Origin of the sequence: Cellulosimicrobium cellulans, assembly GCF_007679345.1 — a bacterium.
GTDB lineage: Bacteria > Actinomycetota > Actinomycetes > Actinomycetales > Cellulomonadaceae > Cellulomonas > Cellulomonas cellulans_A.
The window spans coordinates 21,101-40,156 of record NZ_VEGH01000017.1 but is presented as its reverse complement, the minus strand read 5'-3'; the positions used below and the strand labels follow the sequence as shown (position 1 = coordinate 40,156).

The 19,056-nt window shown below is 71.2% G+C and carries 16 protein-coding genes and 1 tRNA gene; 10 read left to right on the top strand and 7 right to left on the bottom strand.

Features of this window, described 5'->3' with window-relative positions; genetic code table 11:
• Positions 1-78: 78 nt before the first annotated feature.
• Both FS882_RS18425 and FS882_RS21150 read right to left on the bottom strand, forming a co-directional pair.
• A complete protein-coding gene (locus tag FS882_RS18425) occupies positions 79-1,023 on the bottom strand; it encodes a sensor histidine kinase (protein ID WP_158375314.1) in 945 nt (314 codons plus the stop codon).
• A complete protein-coding gene (locus FS882_RS21150; protein ID WP_187365367.1) occupies positions 1,020-1,706 on the bottom strand; it encodes a response regulator transcription factor in 687 nt (228 codons plus the stop codon). The genes FS882_RS18425 and FS882_RS21150 overlap by 4 nt, the downstream gene beginning before the upstream one ends.
• Positions 1,707-2,156: 450 nt before the next feature.
• Here FS882_RS21150 and FS882_RS18415 point away from each other — a divergent pair, with 450 nt between their 5' ends.
• The 3 genes from FS882_RS18415 (at position 2,157) to FS882_RS18405 (ending at position 4,987) form a co-directional block, all read left to right on the top strand.
• Complete coding sequence (locus FS882_RS18415) at positions 2,157-2,900, top strand: SAM-dependent methyltransferase (RefSeq protein WP_158375310.1); 744 nt, start codon at positions 2,157-2,159, stop codon at positions 2,898-2,900.
• Between the two features lie 162 nt (positions 2,901-3,062).
• Positions 3,063-4,283, top strand: coding sequence for a sensor histidine kinase (locus tag FS882_RS18410; RefSeq protein ID WP_158375308.1), 1,221 nt, complete (start codon positions 3,063-3,065; stop codon positions 4,281-4,283).
• Positions 4,280-4,987 (top strand): response regulator transcription factor, encoded by a 708-nt coding sequence (locus FS882_RS18405; RefSeq protein WP_158375306.1) that lies wholly within the window; start codon positions 4,280-4,282, stop codon positions 4,985-4,987. Before FS882_RS18410 ends, FS882_RS18405 begins: the two co-directional genes overlap by 4 nt.
• 47 nt (positions 4,988-5,034) lie before the next feature.
• Here FS882_RS18405 and FS882_RS18400 read toward each other — a convergent pair whose 3' ends face one another.
• A complete protein-coding gene (locus tag FS882_RS18400; protein WP_158375304.1) occupies positions 5,035-5,454 on the bottom strand; it encodes a helix-turn-helix domain-containing protein in 420 nt (139 codons plus the stop codon).
• Positions 5,455-5,624: 170 nt separating this feature from the next.
• Here FS882_RS18400 and FS882_RS18395 point away from each other — a divergent pair, with 170 nt between their 5' ends.
• The 6 genes from FS882_RS18395 (at position 5,625) to FS882_RS18365 (ending at position 13,510) form a co-directional block, all read left to right on the top strand.
• Positions 5,625-6,248: a M15 family metallopeptidase gene (locus FS882_RS18395; protein ID WP_158375302.1), complete on the top strand. Its 624-nt coding sequence runs from the start codon at positions 5,625-5,627 to the stop codon at positions 6,246-6,248.
• Positions 6,249-6,411: 163 nt separating this feature from the next.
• Positions 6,412-7,119 (top strand): M15 family metallopeptidase, encoded by a 708-nt coding sequence (locus FS882_RS18390; protein WP_158375300.1) that lies wholly within the window; start codon positions 6,412-6,414, stop codon positions 7,117-7,119.
• Entirely contained in the window at positions 7,116-9,284 is a 2,169-nt protein-coding gene (gene alr, locus FS882_RS21690) for an alanine racemase (RefSeq protein ID WP_262348401.1), read from the top strand. The genes FS882_RS18390 and alr overlap by 4 nt, the downstream gene beginning before the upstream one ends.
• Entirely contained in the window at positions 9,281-10,468 is a 1,188-nt protein-coding gene (locus tag FS882_RS18375) for an acyltransferase family protein (RefSeq protein ID WP_158375298.1), read from the top strand. The genes alr and FS882_RS18375 overlap by 4 nt, the downstream gene beginning before the upstream one ends.
• A 535-nt stretch (positions 10,469-11,003) precedes the next feature.
• Complete coding sequence (locus FS882_RS18370; RefSeq protein ID WP_262348400.1) at positions 11,004-12,806, top strand: penicillin-binding transpeptidase domain-containing protein; 1,803 nt, start codon at positions 11,004-11,006, stop codon at positions 12,804-12,806.
• A 5-nt stretch (positions 12,807-12,811) separates the two neighbouring features.
• Positions 12,812-13,510: a DUF2993 domain-containing protein gene (locus FS882_RS18365; RefSeq protein ID WP_187365365.1), complete on the top strand. Its 699-nt coding sequence runs from the start codon at positions 12,812-12,814 to the stop codon at positions 13,508-13,510.
• 300 nt (positions 13,511-13,810) lie between these two features.
• Here FS882_RS18365 and FS882_RS18360 read toward each other — a convergent pair whose 3' ends face one another.
• Both FS882_RS18360 and FS882_RS18355 read right to left on the bottom strand, forming a co-directional pair.
• Complete coding sequence (locus tag FS882_RS18360) at positions 13,811-14,230, bottom strand: histone-like nucleoid-structuring protein Lsr2 (RefSeq protein ID WP_158375292.1); 420 nt, start codon at positions 14,228-14,230, stop codon at positions 13,811-13,813.
• Between the two features lie 18 nt (positions 14,231-14,248).
• Positions 14,249-16,429: a P-loop NTPase fold protein gene (locus tag FS882_RS18355; RefSeq protein ID WP_158375290.1), complete on the bottom strand. Its 2,181-nt coding sequence runs from the start codon at positions 16,427-16,429 to the stop codon at positions 14,249-14,251.
• Between the two features lie 1,293 nt (positions 16,430-17,722).
• Between FS882_RS18355 and FS882_RS18350 the strand changes: the two genes are divergently transcribed.
• A complete protein-coding gene (locus tag FS882_RS18350) occupies positions 17,723-18,142 on the top strand; it encodes a hypothetical protein (protein ID WP_158375288.1) in 420 nt (139 codons plus the stop codon).
• A 224-nt stretch (positions 18,143-18,366) separates the two neighbouring features.
• Here FS882_RS18350 and FS882_RS18345 read toward each other — a convergent pair.
• Positions 18,367-18,439: transfer RNA gene (locus FS882_RS18345), tRNA-Asn, on the bottom strand.
• A gap of 75 nt (positions 18,440-18,514) precedes the next feature.
• The gene (locus FS882_RS18340) at positions 18,515-19,030 is read right to left on the bottom strand and encodes a hypothetical protein (RefSeq protein WP_158375286.1); all 516 of its coding nucleotides are present in this window, start codon (positions 19,028-19,030) and stop codon (positions 18,515-18,517) included.
• Positions 19,031-19,056: the final 26 nt, after the last annotated feature.

Genomic DNA, 19,056 nt, shown 5'->3' with positions numbered 1-19,056 from the left:
GCGTTCCCTCCCACAGGTTCCTCGGGCCGAGCAGCCCGATCGCCTGGGACGCTAACGGCGCGGTTCGACACGATTTCGTCAGAACTCGTCAGCCCGGTCGCCGAGGTCGGCGCGTGGCAGGTAGACCGAGAACGTCGAGCCGCGGTCCACGGCCGAGCGCACCCGCACGAACCCTGCGTGCAGCGCGACGACCTGGCGGGTCAGCGACAGCCCGATGCCCAAGCCGGGGACGTCGGCGGTGCGCGGGGAGCGGTAGAACCGCCTGAAGATGCTCGCCGTCTCCTCCTCCGCGATCCCCACTCCGGCGTCGCAGACGTCGATGCGGCAGAACACCTCCAGTTGCTCGACGCGCACGCTGATCACACTGTCGTTCGGGGAGTACTTCACGGCGTTGTCCAGCAGGTTGACGAGCACCTCGCCGATCCAGGCCGGATCCGCCAGACAGAGCGCGTCGCTGGCCGGGGTGAGGATGTCGCAGCGCCGCTGCTGCGCATGCGCGTCGATCTCGCGCACGGCGGCAGCCACCACATCGCCCACCTGGCAGGGCACGGGCGTGATCGTGATCGCGCCGGACTCGAGGTAGGCGGCCTTGACCAGTGCGGAGACCAGCGTGTCGAGCTTGGCCGCCTGGTCGATGATCATGTCGATGTGCGCCTGCTGCTGGACGCCGACAGCACCCTCGGCGGCGAGCTCGGCGTACAGCGAGATGTTCGTCATCGGCGTCTTGGTCTGGTGGGCGATCGACCCGATCAGGGACTGGATCGCGTCCTTCTCCTCACCGAGCCTGCGCTCGGCCTCGCGCGCGGACAGCAGGAGCCGGCGCAGGCGCGCGCTCAGTGAGGCCTCGACGGACTCGTCATGGGCCAGCGGCAGGAGCCGTCCGGCGATCGCCTCGTCGATCCACTGCGACCAGCGTGCGAGCTCGGCGCGCTGATGGTGGCGCGCCCGGGCCGCAACTGTCGCCATGACAAGAGCCGCTGAGGCGATGGCGACCAGGAGCGCCCACACGCCGAGCGCGGTCACGGCGTGGTGACCCACCGGTACCCCAGCCCGTACGCGGACACGAGGTGACGAGGGGTGGTGGGCTCGTCCTCGAGACGCGCACGCAACCGGCGCACCGTGGCGTACACGACCGTGTCGCTCACCGGCTCGTCCCACGCCGCCTCGGCGATCGACCGCAGCGTGACGACCGCGTTCTCGTTCCGGACGAGGTGCTGCAGCACGCGCTGCTGCCCGGCAGTCAGCGCGATCGGACGCCCCGCGCGCGTGAAGTGCCCAGCGGCGAAGTCCAGCACGAAGGGCCCGGCTCGATAGGGCGCCGGCGACTGGTGTCGCGCGCCGCGGTTCAGCGCGGCCCGGACCCGTGCACGCAGGATCGCGAGGCTGAACGGCTTGGTGACGTAGTCGTCGGCCCCGGCCCCGAACCCGGCCACGACGTCGGTCTCCCGGTCCCGGACGGTGAGCAGGATGACGGGCGCAGCGGAGAAGCTGCGGATGTGGCGGCAGAGGTCGGTGCCGGTCCCGTCGGGCAGGTTGACGTCGAGCACGTGCAGGTCGAACTCGCTGCGCGCGAGCGCCTGACGCGCGTCGAACGAGGAGGTGCAGCGGTCGAAGGCGTAGTGGTCCGCGCCGAACGCGAGCTCGATCCCGGCGCCCAGCTCGACGTCGTCCTCGACCAGGAGCACCCGCGCCGCACCGTCAGGCATCAGCCGGGGCCCGCTCGTGCTCCGCGCGCCGCACCGTCCGCGAGCGCCGCTCGACCCCGCGCGAGCACGTCGCGCTCGCCGCTCGTCCTGGGCCACCTCGCCTCGCACAACCTGGCGCTCCTCACCTCCGACGGTGCGTGCGTCGTCGAACGTAGCGGCGGAACCTGCCACGCCCCGGGCCCTAGGTCCCGACGCATTCGGCCACGCCTGGTGCCGGCTGTGGACGACGGCGCTCCGCGACGGCGGACTCCGCAGCCCGGCCCGGATTCGCGTTGTCAGCGGTGCAGCGCCGGCCCTAGCGTCGCAGCAGGCTCGCACGGAGCCCCGTCCCCCGCCGCGCGCGAGGGGCGCGAACACGAGAGGTCTGATGCCAGATGACGGTCCAGGTGACGACGAGCGGATCGGTCCGCTCACACGCACGCCAGTCGGAACCGTCCAAGGAGCTCTCTCGTGTTCGATCATCGCCTCTTCTCCATCCGTGAGTCCCGCCACCGCATCCACAACCCCCTGACCGCACGGCAGCTCGCCGATCTCAGCGCCTCGCTCGACCTCGCCGGATCGCGCATCCTCGACCTGGCCTGCGGGTCCGGGGAGATGCTCTCCACCTGGGCGCGCGACTACCGGGTCACCGGCGTGGGCGTGGACGTGAACCCCGACTTCATCGCCTCCGCCAGGGCCCGGGCCGACGAGCTCGGCGTCACCGACGCGGTGCGGTTCGTCGAGGCGGACGCGTCCGGGTACGTCGCCGACGCGCCGGTGGACGTCGCCGCCTGCGTCGGCGCCACCTGGATCGGCGGCGGGGTGCCCGGCACCATCGACCTGCTCACCCGGAGCCTGGCCCCTGGGGGGATGATGCTGATCGGTGAGCCGTACTGGCGCATCGTCCCCACCACCCCCGAGGCCGTGGCGGGGTGCGGCGTGTTCTCGGACGAGGACTACCTGACCCTGCCCGATCTGCTGGCCTCGTTCGGTGCGCAGGGGTACGACGTGGTCGAGATGATGTGCGCGACCGAGGAGTCCTGGGACCGCTACATGGCCCCCCAGTGGCTCGCCATGCGCCGGTGGGCGGATGCCCACGCCGACCACGAGCTGCACGACGAGGTCCGCCGGCTGCTCGCCACCGAACCGCGGGAGTACGCGGCCTTCATGCGCACCTACTTCGGGTGGGGCGTGTTCGCGCTGATCGCCCGGTAGGCGAACGGCGCCTGGGCGACGGGCGGGCGGCGAACCCGCCCGTCGCCCACGCGGACCGCGCGGCGAGCGCAGGCTCGACGAGGCCTCGACGTCGCGGTCGACGGCACGCAGGTCCGACGAAGGTCCGTGAGTGGTCGGGTACCGCGCACCTAGCGTCGTGGCATGGAACCCACCCGTCGCCGTGCAGTCCTTCAGGACGTGTCCGTTGCGCTGGCGGTGCTGGTGCTGTGGACGGTCGCCTACTCAGTCGTCGAGCGCTCCACCTACTGGTTCCCGCGGTGGTTCGACGTCTACCTCTGGGTGGGCGTGTGGCTCGCGGTGCCGCTCGCCGTTCGTCGGGTCGCTCCGGGCGTCGGGTGGTGGTTGACCCTGCTGGTGTACCCGTTCGGCTACGAACTGCTGATTCGTGGTGAGGAGTTGCAGTCGGATTTCCACGTGATGCCGGTGATGCTCGGCGCGTACGCGGCCACCCGGGCTGGTGCCGTACGGCCTCTGCTCGCCGGTGTCCTGGCGGTGGGATGCACTCTCGGGATGCTGCTGGGTATCCGCGACCTTCGCGGCGTGCTGACCGGCCACGGACTCGCGCCGGATCTGTCGCAGTACATGCTGCTCATGCTCCTGACCGGGGGCGCCACCGCCCTGGGGGCGGTATTCGCCAGGCTCGCGGCGACCACGCAGTCGCTTGAGGAGCGCAATGCCGAGCTCCAGGCTCTTCAGGCGGTGCAGGCTCGCGCGGCAGTGCGTGCCGAGCGAACGCGGATTGCGCGCGAGCTGCACGACGTGGTTGCCCACCATGTCAGCGCGATCGTGGTGCGCGCGCAGGCTGCCGGCAGGGTCGCTGACACTCGCCCCGAGGAGCTGCGCGCGGCGGTCGAGTGGATCGCGCCCGCCGGCAAAGAGGCGCTCGGGGCGATGCGGTCGGTGGTGCGGGTGCTGCGCGAGGCCGACAAGGAGCTGGCCCGCGATCCGGAGTCCGCCGACGACGGGGCGCGCGCCCCGGTGCCCGGCCTGACGGACCTCGGCGCGGTGCTCGACCGCGTGCGGGGAGCGGGTCTGCGAATCGACGCCGACCTGCCCCGCGTGATGCCGGCGTGCGGCCCAGAGGCGGGCCTGGCGGTCGTGCGCGTCGCGCAGGAGGCGCTGACCAATGTGCTGATGCACTCCACTGCGGGACGCGCGTCGGTGAGTCTGGCGGTGGTCTCCGACCGGGTGCGGCTCACGGTGCAGGACGCTGGACCGGCTCGTCCGGTCGCAGCCCTGCCAGAAGGTGGCAACGGGCTCGAGCACATGCGCGAACGAGCGACGTCATGCGGCGGAGTGGTGCGGGCGGGACCGACCGACGACGGGGGCTGGCAGGTTCGGATGTGGGTCCCGTACCTGTGAGCGGCATCGTGCGGGTGCTCGTCGCTGACGACCAGGTGATGATCCGACTCGGGCTGCGGATGATCCTGGACAACGAGCCCGACATCGAGACGGTCGGCGAGGCCAGCGACGGGGCGCAGGCGCTGGACCTGGCCCGTCGACTGCAGCCCGACGTGATCCTGATGGACGTCAGGATGCCGGAGCACGACGGGATCGAGGCAACTCGTCAGGTGCGTGCCGACCCCGCGCTGAACGCGGTGCGGGTCCTGATCCTCACGACGTTCGACGAGGAGCAGTACGTCACCGACGCCCTGCAGATCGGCGCCGACGGCTTCCTGCTCAAGGACACCGACCCCGCCACCCTCGTGTCAGCGGTGCACCGCATCCACTCCGGCGGCCACGTACTCGACCCCGCGGTGACCGGGTTCGTCCTGAAGCAGTGGCGCGCGGGCACCTCGACTCGTCCCGGTGGAGCCCGGCAGTTCTCGGAGGTGACCGGGCTCAGTCCTCGTGAGCGCGACGTGCTGCTCGCCGTCGCGCGCGGAGAGTCGAACCAGCAGGCCGCCGAGTCGCTCGGGCTGACCCTCGCGACGGTGAAGACCTACGTGCACGAGCTGCTGAGCAAGACCGGCTGCACGTCACGGACCCAGCTCGTGGTCCTCGCGTATGAGGCAGGGCTCATCGTGCCGGGCTCCGAGGCGTCCGGAGACCCTACGAGTTCCTGACCGAGTAGCCGGTCTAGCCTCGGCCCCCCCACCACCACCGCCTGAGGTCACCCAGCCGCGCGGTCGGCCGCCGGGCGCGCCGGGGACCGGCCCGCCAGCGCCCGCACCTCGCGGGGCAGGTGCGGCTGATCCGCGTACCCGGCCCGCTGCGCCACCTCGGCCAGCGGCAGTCCGGCGTCCAGCAGCGGCAGCACGCGCTGCGGACGGAGCACCCGGCCGAGCGTGCGCGGGCCGTACCGGTACGCGGCGAGCGAGCGCCGGTGCAGGGTCCGAGTCGTCACGCCGAGCCGGACCGCAATCTCGGCTGCGTCGTGCCCGGCCGCGACGAGCCGGGCAGCCACGGTGGCGTCACGCGCCGGTCCGCCCTGCTCGCCGAGCCGCACCGCGACCCGCTGCTCGAGGGTGGCCGCGCCGCCCGCGGCTACCGCCTCGACCCACGAGCGGGCGGCCCGCGCTCCGGCGTACATGAGGCCCCCTCTGCCGCTCCCGAATCCACTGGATCAGGACCTAGCGATCGAAGCGTCCCGCCCCCACCGCTCAGAGGGTGCCCACCCACCCTGAGGTGGGTTGTCGGGCCAGCGAGGATCGCACCGGGAGCCGATGCCCCGCCCACAGGCTCGCTCCTAGCGTCGTTGGCATGCCGAGCACCGCAGCCTCCCCCCTGACCAGCACCGATGACCGCCGCCGCCGACGGGCGTGGGCGCCCGCGCTGACCCTGGCTCTGACCACGGTCGTCGCGTTGTCCGCGTGCAGCGCACCGGACGAGCGCCAGACCTCTCAGAACGGCTGGGAGGCGATCACCTCCGGATATGACCAGCGCATGGAGCCGTTCCCCTACGTCACGGGGAGGGTGCTGTCCGGAGACGTGTACACGGTCCTGGCGTACGTCGCCGACCGTTTCGATGCCGAGGTCGAGCCCATCGACGTCGCCAGCTCGTGGGGCTGGGCGCACCGCCCCGTCCGTGGTGGGGAGGACCTGTCCAACCACGCTTCGGGGACCGCGATCGACCTGAACGCCCCGGCGCACCCGCTCGGTGTGCCCGACACCTTCACCGCCGAGCAGGTCTCGGTGATCCGCTCGATCCTCGCCGAGGTCGATCCGGTCGTGTCGTGGGGCGGGGACTACGCCGAGCGCAAGGACGACATGCACTTCGAGGTGGTCGGCACCCCGCAGGACGTCTCCGAAGTCGCCGCGCGACTGGGTAGCAACGGAACGTCGGAGCACAGAGGACCGCAGTCCGTGCAGGCGCTCGTGCCGTAGCGCTGCCGCGGTGCCGGCGGCGGACCTGAGCCCGGTCGTCGCTCCGCCCTCCCCTGCTCTCACCACACTGACCCGCGCGTGACGCCACGCGCTCAGCGCGCTGGCAGCGCGCTGGCAGCGCGCTGGCAGCGCGCTGCCGCGATCGCCCATCCAGGAGGCCCCCATGATTCTTGCTCCCCTGTCTTCCGACGTCGTCCTGCTCTCGGACGACCGAGTCCGGTCAGTTCCCGCCCGCGAGTGCGGCGAGCCGTTGGTGGACCTCACGGCGTACGGGGTCGCCACCCGGAGCGGCACAGGTCGTACTGCTCACCTCGTGCGCGATTCGCTCGCACAGCGGCTCGCGCGTGCGGACGCTGCGCTGCGCCATGGTCTTCGGTTGCTCGTCGTCGAGGGACACCGCGCGCTCACGGCCCAGCGGGCGATCATCGCGGCGTACTCCGCGTGCGTCGCCGAGGAACATCCGAATGCCACTGCGGAGGAGCTCACCCGTCTGGTGAGCCGGTTCGTGGCACCCGCCGACCAAGCGCCGCACGTGGCCGGGGCCGCGGTGGACGTGACGCTGACGGACCCGGGCGGGCGCCCCGTCCCGATGGGCACGGAGATCGATGCCACGCCCGAGCAGAGCGCCGGGGCATGCGCGTTCGACTTCCCGGGTATCGACGAACGGGCGCGGGCGAACCGAGCCGAGCTCGCCCGGGTCCTGGGCGGTGAAGGGCTGGTCAACTATCCGACCGAGTGGTGGCACTGGAGCTACGGCGACCGGTACTGGGCGTTCGTGACCGGTGCTGGCCACGCGGTGTTCGAGATGATGCCGTCCGCGTCCTCACGACCGGGCGTCTCCACGCCCGGAATCCGGGGTGAGGGCCGATGAGCGCCGTGCACGACGGGCTGCGGGTGTCGGTCGATCTCGACGCGGTCGCTCACAACACCGCGGTGTTCGCGAGCGCGGCGCCCTCGCTGATGGCGGTGGTCAAGGCCGACGCCTACGGGCATGGAGACGTCACCCGCACGGTGCTGGAGCATGGTGCGTCCTGGCTCGGAGTCACCGGGATCAGCGAGGCCCTGGCGCTGCGGGAGGCCGGGACGCGGGCTCGGATCCTGAGCTGGTTGAACGCCCCCAACGCGGACTGGGGTGCTGCGATCGAGGCCAGGGTCGATCTGGCTGTGGCCTCCGGTGCTGAGCTCGCCGCTGTGGCGCGGGCAGTGCGAGCGTCGGACCACCGGCCAGGTCGCGTGCACCTCCACGTCGATCTGGGCATGGCACGCGAAGGCCGAGACTGGGCGAGCTGGCCCGTGCTGTGCCAGCAGGCTGCGGCGTTGGAGCGCCGGTCGCTGGTGCGAGTCGTCGGAGTGATGGGCCACCTGTCGTGCGCGGAGCAGCCGGACAACCCCTCGAACACAGCCGCGCGCCTCCGGTTCGCCACAGCCGTACGTGCCGCCCGCACAGCGGGCCTACGTCCTCGCTGGCGCCACATGGCCGCCACGGCCGCCACGCTGTCCGATCCCGGCAGCCACTTCGACCTGTGCCGGGTCGGGGCAGGGCTGTATGGGATCGACCCGACCGGACAGCACGACCTGCGCTGGGCGATGACGGCCACCGCGCCGGTCATCGCTGTGCGGGACGTACCACCGGGAACGCCCGTCGGGTACGGCGGCACCCACGTCACTGATCGAGCAACCCGACTGGCCTGCGTGGCGGCGGGCTACGCGGACGGAGTTCCCCGCTGCCTGGGCGGCATCGGCGAGGTCTGGCTGAACGGCCGCCGACGTCCCATCGTCGGAGCGGTGTCGATGGATCAGTTCGTCGTCGACATGGGTGACGACGGGGCAAGCCCTGGGGACGTGGCGACTCTGTACGGTGCCGGCACGCACGGCGAGCCGACCGTTGCTGAATGGGCGAGGTGGGCGAAGACCCTGCCCCATGAGATCCTCGCAGGCGTCGGCCGCCGAGCAGCCCGCGGGTCCGGTACGTCCGCGTTCCGCACCGCGCCGGGTCCGAGGGCCGCAGCGGCCGCCGCGAACGGACTGGCGACTGATGGCCGCACTCGTGTGCTCGTGCTGGGCGGAGGCCGCTCCTGCGAGCACGCCGTGTCGGTCGCCTCGGCTGCCTCGGTCCGCGCGCACCTGGATCGATCGCGCTACCGGGTGACAGGCGTGACGATCGGCGAAGACGGTCAGTGGTTCACCGCAAATGGTCGCCCCGTACCCGGAGGTCTGAGTGGCATCGGGGCGATGCTCGAGGCGACGGACGTGGTCTTCCCGGTACTGCACGGCGCCCCCGGCGAGGACGGTTCGATGGCCGGACTGCTCCAGACCTGCGGTGTGCCGTTCGTCGGGTCGGGTGTGCGCGCTGGGGCGTTGGCCATGGACAAGCAAGCGACCAAGCGCCTGGCGGTGGACCTGGGCATCGCCGTCGCGCCGGGAGTCGTGCTGCGACCCGAGCCGTCCGGCACCAGCTCCGCTCGGCTCGAGCGGGACGCTCTCGCGCAGGTCGACGCACTTGGGTGGCCCGTGGTGGTCAAGCCCGTTACGGGCGGCTCGAGCTTCGGCGTGTCCGTCGTGCACCGTCGCAGCGAGCTGGCTCCGGCGATCGAGCGTGCACTTGCCGTCAGCGAGGAGGTGCTGGTCGAGACGTTCCTCCACGGCCGGGAGGTGGATGTTGCGGTGTTGGAGGAGCCCGACGGCACCTTGCGACTGGGCGAACCCCTGGAGATCAGGCTGGCAGACGGTGCGGTGTTCGACACCGCCGGCAAGTACGGATCGTCACCCGACTTTCAGGTACCCGCGGATCTCGACCCGGCGACCCGCGGCATCCTCGAGGAACACGCACGCGCCCTGTTCGAGGCACTGGGCTGCTCGGGTCTGGCGAGGTTCGACTTCTTCATCGTCGATGGCCAACCAGTGCTGAACGAGGTGAACACCACTCCCGGCCTGACCTCGCAGTCCCAGGTCCCGCTGATGTTTGCCGCCGAAGGCACCGACTACCCCACGCTGCTCGACACGCTGGTCTCGACCGCCCGGGCATCAACCTCATGAAGACGTCGCGGATCGCCGGTCTCGATGCACTGCGCGGCGTAGCCGTGCTGCTGGTGATGGCGCATCACGCCCTACCCGAGGCGCTGCCGGGATCCGGCGCCGTCGGAGTCGTGATGTTCTTCACCCTCAGCGGTTGGCTCGTCACCGGACTCCTGTTGGACGAGCTCGAGGCGACAGGCCGTGTGCGCCTGCTGCGGTTCTTCGCCCGCAGGGCCCGACGGCTACTGCCAGCGCTGGGGATCATGCTCGCCGGGTTCACCGCGGTCACCTGGACGCTCGACCCGCTCGGCGAACGCCAGACCGTGGTTCGCGCGCTGCTCGTGGCGCTGGGCTACCTCACGAACCTCCCGATCACCATCGGATCGCGCGCCACCTTCCACCTGTGGACGTTGGCGACCGAAGCGCAGTTCTACGTGCTCTGGCCTGTGATCGTGATGATCGCGTGGCGCGCGCGCCGCATGGAGTCTGCTCTGGCGTGGTCCGGTGTCGTCGTTCTCGCCGGCTGTGTCCTGACGCTGGCATGGGCGGCGCCCGACTACGCGATGGCGTACCGGCTCCCCTTCTCGTGGTCGCTCGCCTTGGTGATCGGGGCTACCGCGCAGTGGGCGAGCCGCCGCGGCACACCCACACGAACGCGGCCCGCGCGCGGCAGCAGGGGGATGGTCGTCCTCGTGGTGCTGGTGCTCGCTGGCTGCTCACTCATGGCGCTGCAGGACTCTCCCGGCGCGTACGTCTTGGGCGGGCCGGCGATCGCGGGGGCGACCTGCGTGATCATCTCTCGCATCGTCGCCGGCGCCCGAGCGGGCAACATGGCACGATCCCCGGCGGCGCACCATGCGATGCGGGCACTGGGTGGTGTTGGCGTCATCTCGTACGCGGCCTACCTGTGGAACTACCCCCTGGTCTTGTGGCTGCGGACCATCGACGCGCCCCTGCACGCCTTGCTGTCCAGCGCTGCGACCTTCGCGCTCGCCGCAGTGAGCTGGCATGCAGTCGAGAAGCATGCGATCACACGTCGCCTGAGCGTGCGTTCGCGGCCCCGAGAGACAACCTCGGCCTCGACACCGCGGGATCAGCCAGTACTTCCCGACGCTCACACGGCGACGGCGCCTGCCGACCACCCTCCCGAACTCGATCCCGCGCAGCGGCGCACTGTTGAGCCCGACACGCGCCGCGGCGGGTGAGGGCACGACCTCAGACGTCCGTGACCCGATCGGCCGCGTCCCAGCCCTCCCGAGAGCCTGAGGGAGGGCTGGGACGACCTCGCAGGACTCCGAGTTAACCGCCTCCTAACCGCATGAAAGGTAGACATGTACGCGTTGATCGGCCGTATGGCACGAGCCCCGTACCTGCGCTGCGTGAAGCGCTCCATCCGCGACGTGGTGACGCCGGGTCAGGTTCCCGGCCCCGGCACCCTCGCCGGCCCGACGCGCTCGCTCCACGCCACGCGACGGCCGCGCCGTCCCCGCTCCGGACAGCGACGACGTGCCGCTCAACACCAGCGCGACGTCCAGTTCTCAGCGAGGCAGGAGTATCAGGGTGCGTAGGCGTGCGACATCGGCGGGACCACGTGCGAGCTGGCCCAACGCGCGCGGGCGCGGGCAGCTGCGGGTTCCGCTCGCGATCCTGACAGTCGCTGCTCTCCTCGTCGGCGGCTGGGCAGTACTCCGCGATCGCAGCGACGAGCGCAACCAGCTCGCGCGCGCCCTGGCACAGGCCATGGCCAGCGGGGACTTCTCTGCTGTCGCGCTCGAAGGCGCGACAGCCGCCGAAGCCGCCAGCCAGCGCGCCACAGCATTCGAGGCCCTGAGCGACTGGGCACCGCGTGTCGCTGCGGGACGAGTCTCCTCCGACGATCGCGACGAGTCCTTGGCGTCCGTCGAACTGTCTTTCCGATGGGACCTCGAGATCAACGGCGCCGCGGGCTCGTGGGACTACACCACCAGCACCCAGCTGGCGCGAATCGACGGGCAGTGGCGTGCTCACTGGAGCCCGACGCTGCTCGCGCCGGATCTGACCGAGGACGAGTACCTCACCGTGCGACGGGTCCAGGGTCGACGAGCCGACGTGCTCGGCGCCCACGACACCACGCTGGTGACCTACCGACCCGTGCATCGGCTCGGTGTCGACAAGACCCTGATCGACCCGTCGGGGTGGGACACCGCGGCGCGTAGCTTCGCCTCGGCCGTCAGCCTCGACGAGGATGCCTACGCCGCGCGGGTGGCGGCCGCAGGCGATCGCGCTTTCGTCGAAGCGCTCACCGTGCGCGAGGAGGACCCCGAGCACGACGTCAACGCGCTCACTGCGATCCCGGGGGTACGCGCGATCGCCGACGACGTGCCTTTGGCTCCCACCCGGACGTTCGCCAGGCCCATCCTGGGCACGGTGGGCCCAGCCACCGCCGAAATCGTCGAGCAGTCCGACGGCACCGTCACCGCGGGAGACCTGACCGGGCTGGGCGGGCTGCAGAAGCAGTTCGACGAGCAGCTCCGCGGCGAGCCTGGGCTGGCGGTCATCGCCCGAGCCGCGTCCGACGGTGCGCACCGCGAGCTGTTCCGGGTCGAGCCCGCTTCCGGGCAGCCGCTGCGCACCACGCTGATGCTGGAGATGCAGCGAGCCGCCGAAACCGTCGTGTCCGATGTCACCGACTCAGCAAGTGCGGTGGTAGCGGTGCGGCCATCCACCGGGGAGATCCTGGCTGCGGCAAGCGGACCCGGCGGGGACGGCACCTCGACCGCGACGCTGGGCATGTTCCCTCCGGGGTCGACGTTCAAGGTGGCCTCCTCTCTCGCGCTTCTGCGGTCGGGACTTACGCCAGAGAGCACGCTGTCCTGCCCGTCGACGACCACGGTCGACGGCCGCGACTTCCGCAACTACCCCAGCTACCCGGTCTCAGCCCTCGGAGAGATCTCACTGCGCACGGTGATCGCCGAGTCGTGCAACACCGCCCTGATCAACGCCGCTGACCGTGCTCCGCAGGAGGCCCTCGCCGCAGCCGGCGAGGCGCTCGGCCTCAGCGCGGACGTGGACCTGGGATTCGCTGCCGCTCTGGGAAAGGTCCCGGCTGAAGCCGACGGACGCACCGACCACGCCGCCTCGATGATCGGGCAGGCGCGGGTGCAGGCCACCCCGCTCGGCATGGCCACCGTGGCGGCCTCGGTCGCTGCAGGCCATCGGGTGACCCCCGTACTCCTGCCCGATGCCGAGGTGAGCACCCCCGAGCCCGCACAGCCGTTGACCCAAACGGAGGCCGACGCCCTCCGGTCGATGATGCGCGCAGTCGTGACCGAGGGCGGCGGAGCGTTCCTGAGCGACATCCCCGGCGCCGAGGTCATAGCCAAGTCCGGGACGGCGCAATACGGGACCGGAGAGAACCTGCTCAACCACGCCTGGATGATCGCGGCCCAGGGCGACCTCGCGGTCGCGGTGTTCGTCGAGACTGGCGACTACGGGTCCACGACGTCCGGCCCCTTGCTCGAGTCGTTCCTGCGGAGCGCAGCATGGATCGAGACGGACAGCTGATGGCTATGACCGGACGCAGCCGCCGACGTCGCGGCCGATTCGTGGCGGTGCTCATGGTGGTGTTCCTGCTCGGCGGGTCGGTCCTGGTCGACCGGGTCGCGCACAGCTTCGCGCAGACCATGGCCGCCGACGCGGTGCGCGCCAAGGTCGGGGCGACGGACCTCGACGTGACGGTGAGCGGATTCCCGTTCCTGACTCAGGTCATCGGCGGCAAGCTCGAGGACGTCCATGCGCACGCTTCGTCCGTGACCTGGAACGGGCTGTCGCTGACCGACGTGGACCTCACGGCGACCGGGGTGTCCATCCGAGACCCGCGCGGAGCCGACCGCGTCGTCGCCGGCGGCACACTCTCCACTGCCGTCGTGCAAGACCAGATACGCGCCGTGTCGGGGCTTGACCTCCTTCTGAGCGTCGAGGGCGACGTTCTCGTCGCCACCGGCACCGCGGCCGGCGTCCCCATCGCCATCAGCTTCGCCGTTCATCCTGCCGGAACCGAAGGGCTGAGCACATCGATACTCGGCGCGCAGATCGCCGGCGTCGACGCCGACGTCAGCGCCGTGGACGGTGTGCTGACCACGTCCATCGCCCAGCTCGATCTGGCCGGCCAGCTCCCCGCGGGCGCGCAGATCACCGACGCTGTGATCACCTCGACGGGGATCACCCTGACCGTGACGCTCGACGACGTCACGCTCGACAGTCTCTGAGCACTCGGACAAGAGCCAGGAGTCAGCTGGGCCGCCCACTGAGGAGCAGCCGATCAACAAGAGTCAGACGTGAGCTCGAAAGTTCGACGCTCGACGAGCACGTACCGACACCCCGGCCTCGGGGGCAGCCAGCGCGAGAGCATGCTCCGACGCCGTCCAGGAGGACGCCTGTGGTCGTCAGCCGCTCGGGGCCGGCTTGCGATGCCCACCCGGTGGCGTCCGCAAGCATGAACCGCAGCGAGACCAGATGCCTCAGCGACGCTGCGTCAGGACGCTTCTCCTGCTCGTCCACTAATCGGTTCAGTGTGCGGCGCGGTACTTGTCGAGGATGTCTCCGGGGATCCGGCCTCGCACTGGCACGTCCATCCCCTTCGCCACCGCCCAGGCGCGGACCTCGGCGGGCACGTAGTCACGGCCCGACTCGCGTGCGTACCTGCTGGTCCCGCGCACTCCCTGCGCCGGTCCTCGGCCGGGGACCTTGCGACCATGACCGACGTAGCCGGCCAGCGCCTGACGCAGCTCGGTGGCGCGCGCGCTCGTCAGGTCGATCTCGTAGCTCACGCCGTCCAAACCGAACGTGACGGTCTCATCGGCGCTGGCGCCATCGACGTCGTCGATCAGGAGGATCTGAGTCTTGCGAGCCGTGACGTTCCTTTTTCCGAAGGCGTTCCAAGCATCATGTCGGCACGGGACTGTTAGGTGATGCCGACCTGCCGCGATCGCGTGCGGCGCTCGGCGTCACGGCGCATGCGCCTCGGGTTCGGGTTCGGGCGGTGCTGGCCGCACCGCGCGCCCGCGTGCGAAGCGTCGACGGTTGGCCCACGACAGGTCACGGCGGTCGACATCGTCCTCACGGACGGTGTCGTAGAACGGGTCGTCCGGCGGAACCAGTCGCGAGAACAGCCCTGCGACGAGGTTCTCGAGCCCTGCAACTGGTTCGGCGGCGATCAGGACCGACTGCGCGACGCACCGGGCGGCGAGATCCTCGCTCGTGAACCGGTCCCCCAGCTGCTCATGCAGTCGCGCCCGCAGCTGCTCGGCGTCACCCTTGTCGACCACGAACGTCAGCGCGGAGATCATGTTGCTGCTCGGATCGGCCGCGTCGCCCGCCGCGAGGTGCTCGAGGCAGAACGTGGCGACCTCGTCGGCAACCCGGCCGGCGACGACCGCGATGGCCGCGGGCTCGGCCGGCCAGCCGTCATCGAACGCGACCTCGGGCCTCCTCGAGGCGTACTCGACGACCCGCTGCCGCAACAGCAGGTCGGGGCAAGAGCCGAGCGCGTCCTGCAGGGCGTCTGGTTCGACGTCGGTGGGCAACGCGCAGATCTGTTCCGCCGCCCAGCGGGCCGCCCGCTCCCAGCGCCGGCGCAGCGGGTTCGGCCCGTCTGGCAGCTGTGGCAGGACGTGGCAGATCGCGGCGACGAGGTTGAGGGTTCCGGTCGCCTCGGGCGGGTTGAACCTGTTCGGCTCCGAGGCTTGCTCGAGCTTCATCAGGGCGAGGTCGGGCAGCCCGCGGACCGCCTCGTTGGTGAGCAGGTCGCTCAGCGCCGCGGCGCGCGGACCCTGCCGACGTGCCTCGGCGAGCGCGGCGGTGATGGCCGCGTCCGCGATGTCGTCATCGGGGACCATGTGCACGAGGTAGCGATCGAAGTAGAAGTGGTCGCTGATGTGCGGGGCGCCACGGTTGCTCGGGCCTCGCCCGTCGACGATCCCGAACAGTTCTCGGACCAGTCCGAACGCATCGTCGCGCTGGTCCCCCTCAAGGCCTGCGAACAGCGGTTTGAAGTCGTGCTGCTCGCCGTCGGGGCGCAGCAGGTCGCTGATGCTCTTGTGACCGGTGAGGCGGCCGCGCCACACCGGTAGGCGCGCGTAGACGGTCGGGAACTGCATGTGCAGGAGCGTGACGAGCAGGAGGTCGATCGTGTCGGTCTCCCCCGGGGTGTGCATCGAGAGCACGAACCTGACCTGGGCGAGGTAGCGGTCGATGCTGCGCGGGGTGTCCAGCTGTCGCACGAGCAGGTCCTGCAGACCCTCGAGCCGGCTGTAGCTGGGCCGGGTGCCGGGACGGTCCTGGAGCGCAGCCGTCAGGCCGTCGTGGAAGCGGTTCAGCACCTGGTGGGCGAGCAGCGGTGGCAGGGCCAGCGGGTACTGGACGATCTTCTCCATGAACAGCCGAGCCCGGCCGGTGCCAGCCGCGGGGCCGGGCAGGTTGGCGAAGAGCGTCGCCTCGTCGTACGCCAGCAGGTAGTCCACGCCCGGGAACCGGCCGAGCAGGCGTACCACCTTCAACAGCGTGGCGAGCTCGTCGGGCTGCAGCCGGTCGACGTCGTCGGCGACGACGAGCACCCGCACGCGCATCTTCGCCAGCGCGCGGGTGAAGTCGGCGAAGGCTCGCTCCCAGGGCTTCTGACGAGCGAGCAGCTTGCCCCCAGCCCGCGCTGGCCCGACGAGGGCGGGACCGACGTGCGGGACGAGGTTGAGCATCGGCGCGGCGGCCTGCATGCATCCGCCGAGCAGCTTGCGCGCTCTCTTGGAGCCGGGGTCGCGCCCGAGCGCGGCCGACAGCGACGAGTAGAACTCGACGAGCAGGGCGTCGCTGGAGCTCGTCGCCCATGGCGTGAACCGGGCGACGACCCATCGCTCTCCCTGTCCACCTGCCCCTGCGCGTCGTAGGCGGTCGCAGACCATGTTGATGACGGACGTCTTCCCGCTGCCCCACGGCCCGATGAGCCCGTAGACGCGACTGGCCTCCCAGGTGTGGTTGTCCGCCAGGAGCCTGGCGAGGTGGTCCGCGATCGCGATACGCCCGAACGCGTCGTCCGCGTCGTTGGCGATGGGCTCGTCGTGCCACCCGATGACGCTGCTCGCCCCGCCAAGCCCGGGCCCATCCCCAAGCCGGTCGCCGTCCTCGCGCGTCACTGCCGTCGTCCTCTCCCAAGCGTCGCCAGGAACCTAGCGTCCCGGCGCGCAACGGCGCAGCCCTTCGAGCCCGATGACGGCGACAGCTCTTCTGGATGATCAAGACGAAGCTCGACCCTGCGCTGGTCTCTGTGGCCAACCCCACGCTTCCCGCATGACCGAGCCCCGATGGGGACCGGCCGTCGCCCGGAGCGGACCCCACCATGGGTCCGTTCCGGGCTCGTCGTCTTCCGTCGGGCGAACACGGACCCGCTCTGGCCCTGCGCACGGGTCGTGGTTGGGCCCCATCAGGGTCCGCCTGTACCGCGGAGCGCTGTGTTCTGGGCGCCTCAGCCTTCGGTCGTCCGCGCTCTCACCACCGTGTCTGCACGAGCACGCGGCGCGGTCTCTCGCACGACTCGTGCTGCGGTGCCTCGCTACCGCAGCACGAGTTGCCCGGTGCCCACGATGCCGACTGGGAACCGGCGGGTTGCTGAGCCCGGTGAGGCGCGGAACGACCTCGCAATGACACGTCGCTCGACTGGCGACCAGCTCGCCGGACGCTGCATCGAGCGACGGGCACGTGCTGGGTCCCGCGCTCGCCCCAGTCGTCGCCGAGGCTGGGTGGTTCCCCGCGAGACACGCCCGCCCCGAGCACGGTGATCCCGGGCCACTGCAGCGCGCATCGCGGTCGCGACGGCCTCGACCCGGCCCTGGTATCGGGGGTGGCAGCTGACGCGCCAAGCCCGATACCAGGGCCGGTGCCACGACCAGGGACAACATGCTGCACAGCATCGGCCCCGATACCCGTATACGGCTTGGATCGGGTCCGATACGGACCAGCGCGATCCGCCTGTCGTCCCTGGTCACCGAGTCGATACGACCGACGTCGGACCAGCAACGGCTGTGATCCTCGAACGGAGGAGAAAGGGCATAAGGGGGCGAGCCACCTCGCTTCGCTCGGCGCCCACTCGCGAGAGTGCGGGATGTTCCCGCTGCTCGTGCCCGGCAGAGCCGGGTCGCCCCGGTCGTGGAACCTCCTCGACACCCCCTGATGGGGTGGGGTGGGGTGTCTCGTCGGCCGCCCCCGCCCTGCGCGCGGCCGGCTTCCCACCCGCTGCTGACACGGTGGTGCGGCCCTTCGGGCCGAGCAGCGGGACGAGTCGCTCGCAGGAGAACGGTGGTGGCGCGCTCGTCAGCTGGTGTTGAGGCTCCGTGTCTGCGAGTCCACCGGCGGCGCCGGTGGCGGGTGCTCGTGCGAGACGGTCTCGGTCACGGCCCTCGTCGTAGGTCGCGTCAGACGATCGCGAGGGGGTGCATCTCGACAAGCTGGTCAAGAATCATTGCGCGCAGCGTTTGGCGGGGACTTCGGCGGCCGGCAGGACGGCGCGGCAGCCCGCGGGAGCGCCGCGGCTGCAGCGGTCCGGAGGAGTGGAGTCGTCCACAGGTTTCGATCCGCTCTGGTGCGGGCGTGTCGTGATCGGCCAGTCTCGTGGCATCACGTCTCTGAGCCCCACGACCCGCGCCGTGCTGGCGCTGTGCACCAACGGTGTTCTCGGCGGCGAGGTCGACCACGCGAAACGACAGCCGCTCGAGGCGGATGAGGCGTTGCGCGTGATCGAGGTCCTCGCGCTGGCGGGAGTGCCACCTCAGCCCCATGGCGAGGGCGAGGAGTGGTGGCCGAGGCTCCCGGTCCCCCGCCGGCAGGGCGGGCAGCGCGAGGTCGATGCCTGACCGTCGTCGAGGCGGACCTGTGGCGCCCCGCCTCGGGCGTGCGCGTACGTGCCTGCCTCGGTCGACGCGGGTGGTCGGTGTGCCGGAGGATCCCGGTCGGTCGTCCCACGCGGACGCACTGCGTCGCGCCGGCTCAGAGAGTACTTCTGAGAGTACTTGGACCCGTCCCCGAGGACGACGAAGGCCCCCAACCGACGTTTCCGCTGGTCAGGGGCCTTCTCCTGCTCCCTCGACTGGACTCGAACCAGTAACCGTCCGATTAACAGTCGGATGCTCTGCCAATTGAGCTACGAGGGATCGTGCGGGAAGAACTCTAGCAGCCCTCCGGGGCTGCTCCTGACACGTCCCGCGTGGTCCCGGTCACCGCCGGGATCACGCGCGCAGGCCGGCCGCCGCGCGCACCCGCGCCTCTGCGGCGTCGAGCAGGGCCGCCACCCCGGGGTCGGCGAGGTCGACGCGTCCCGTGCCGATGACCTGCGTGAACAGGTCCCCCGACTCGCCCCGGCGCAGGGCGACCCGGACGGGCCCGGCACCCGGGACGGTGACGGTCTCGACGTGCACGACCGACGACTGCACCCGCTCCCGCAGGGTCTGCGCGAACGCGACCGGCACGGGCGGGTCCAGCGGCAGCACCTCGACGGCGCCGGTCACCCAGTGCACGGTGATGGCGGGCGGCTCGGGCGCGAACGACGCCCGGTCGACGTCCGACCACGGGTGCCGGCGCACCGGCGCGTCCGCGGTCCCGCCGGCGACGTAGAGCGCCTGCCGGGTGGCGACGAGCCAGCGGTCGCCCGACGCGGCGACGGCGAGCACGCGGTCGCCCGCCGGGAGGTCGAGGGTGCGGCGCACGTCGTCGGGCAGGGCGTGGCGGCGGGAGAAGAGCGGCACGGTGACCCACCGTAGCCCGATCACGG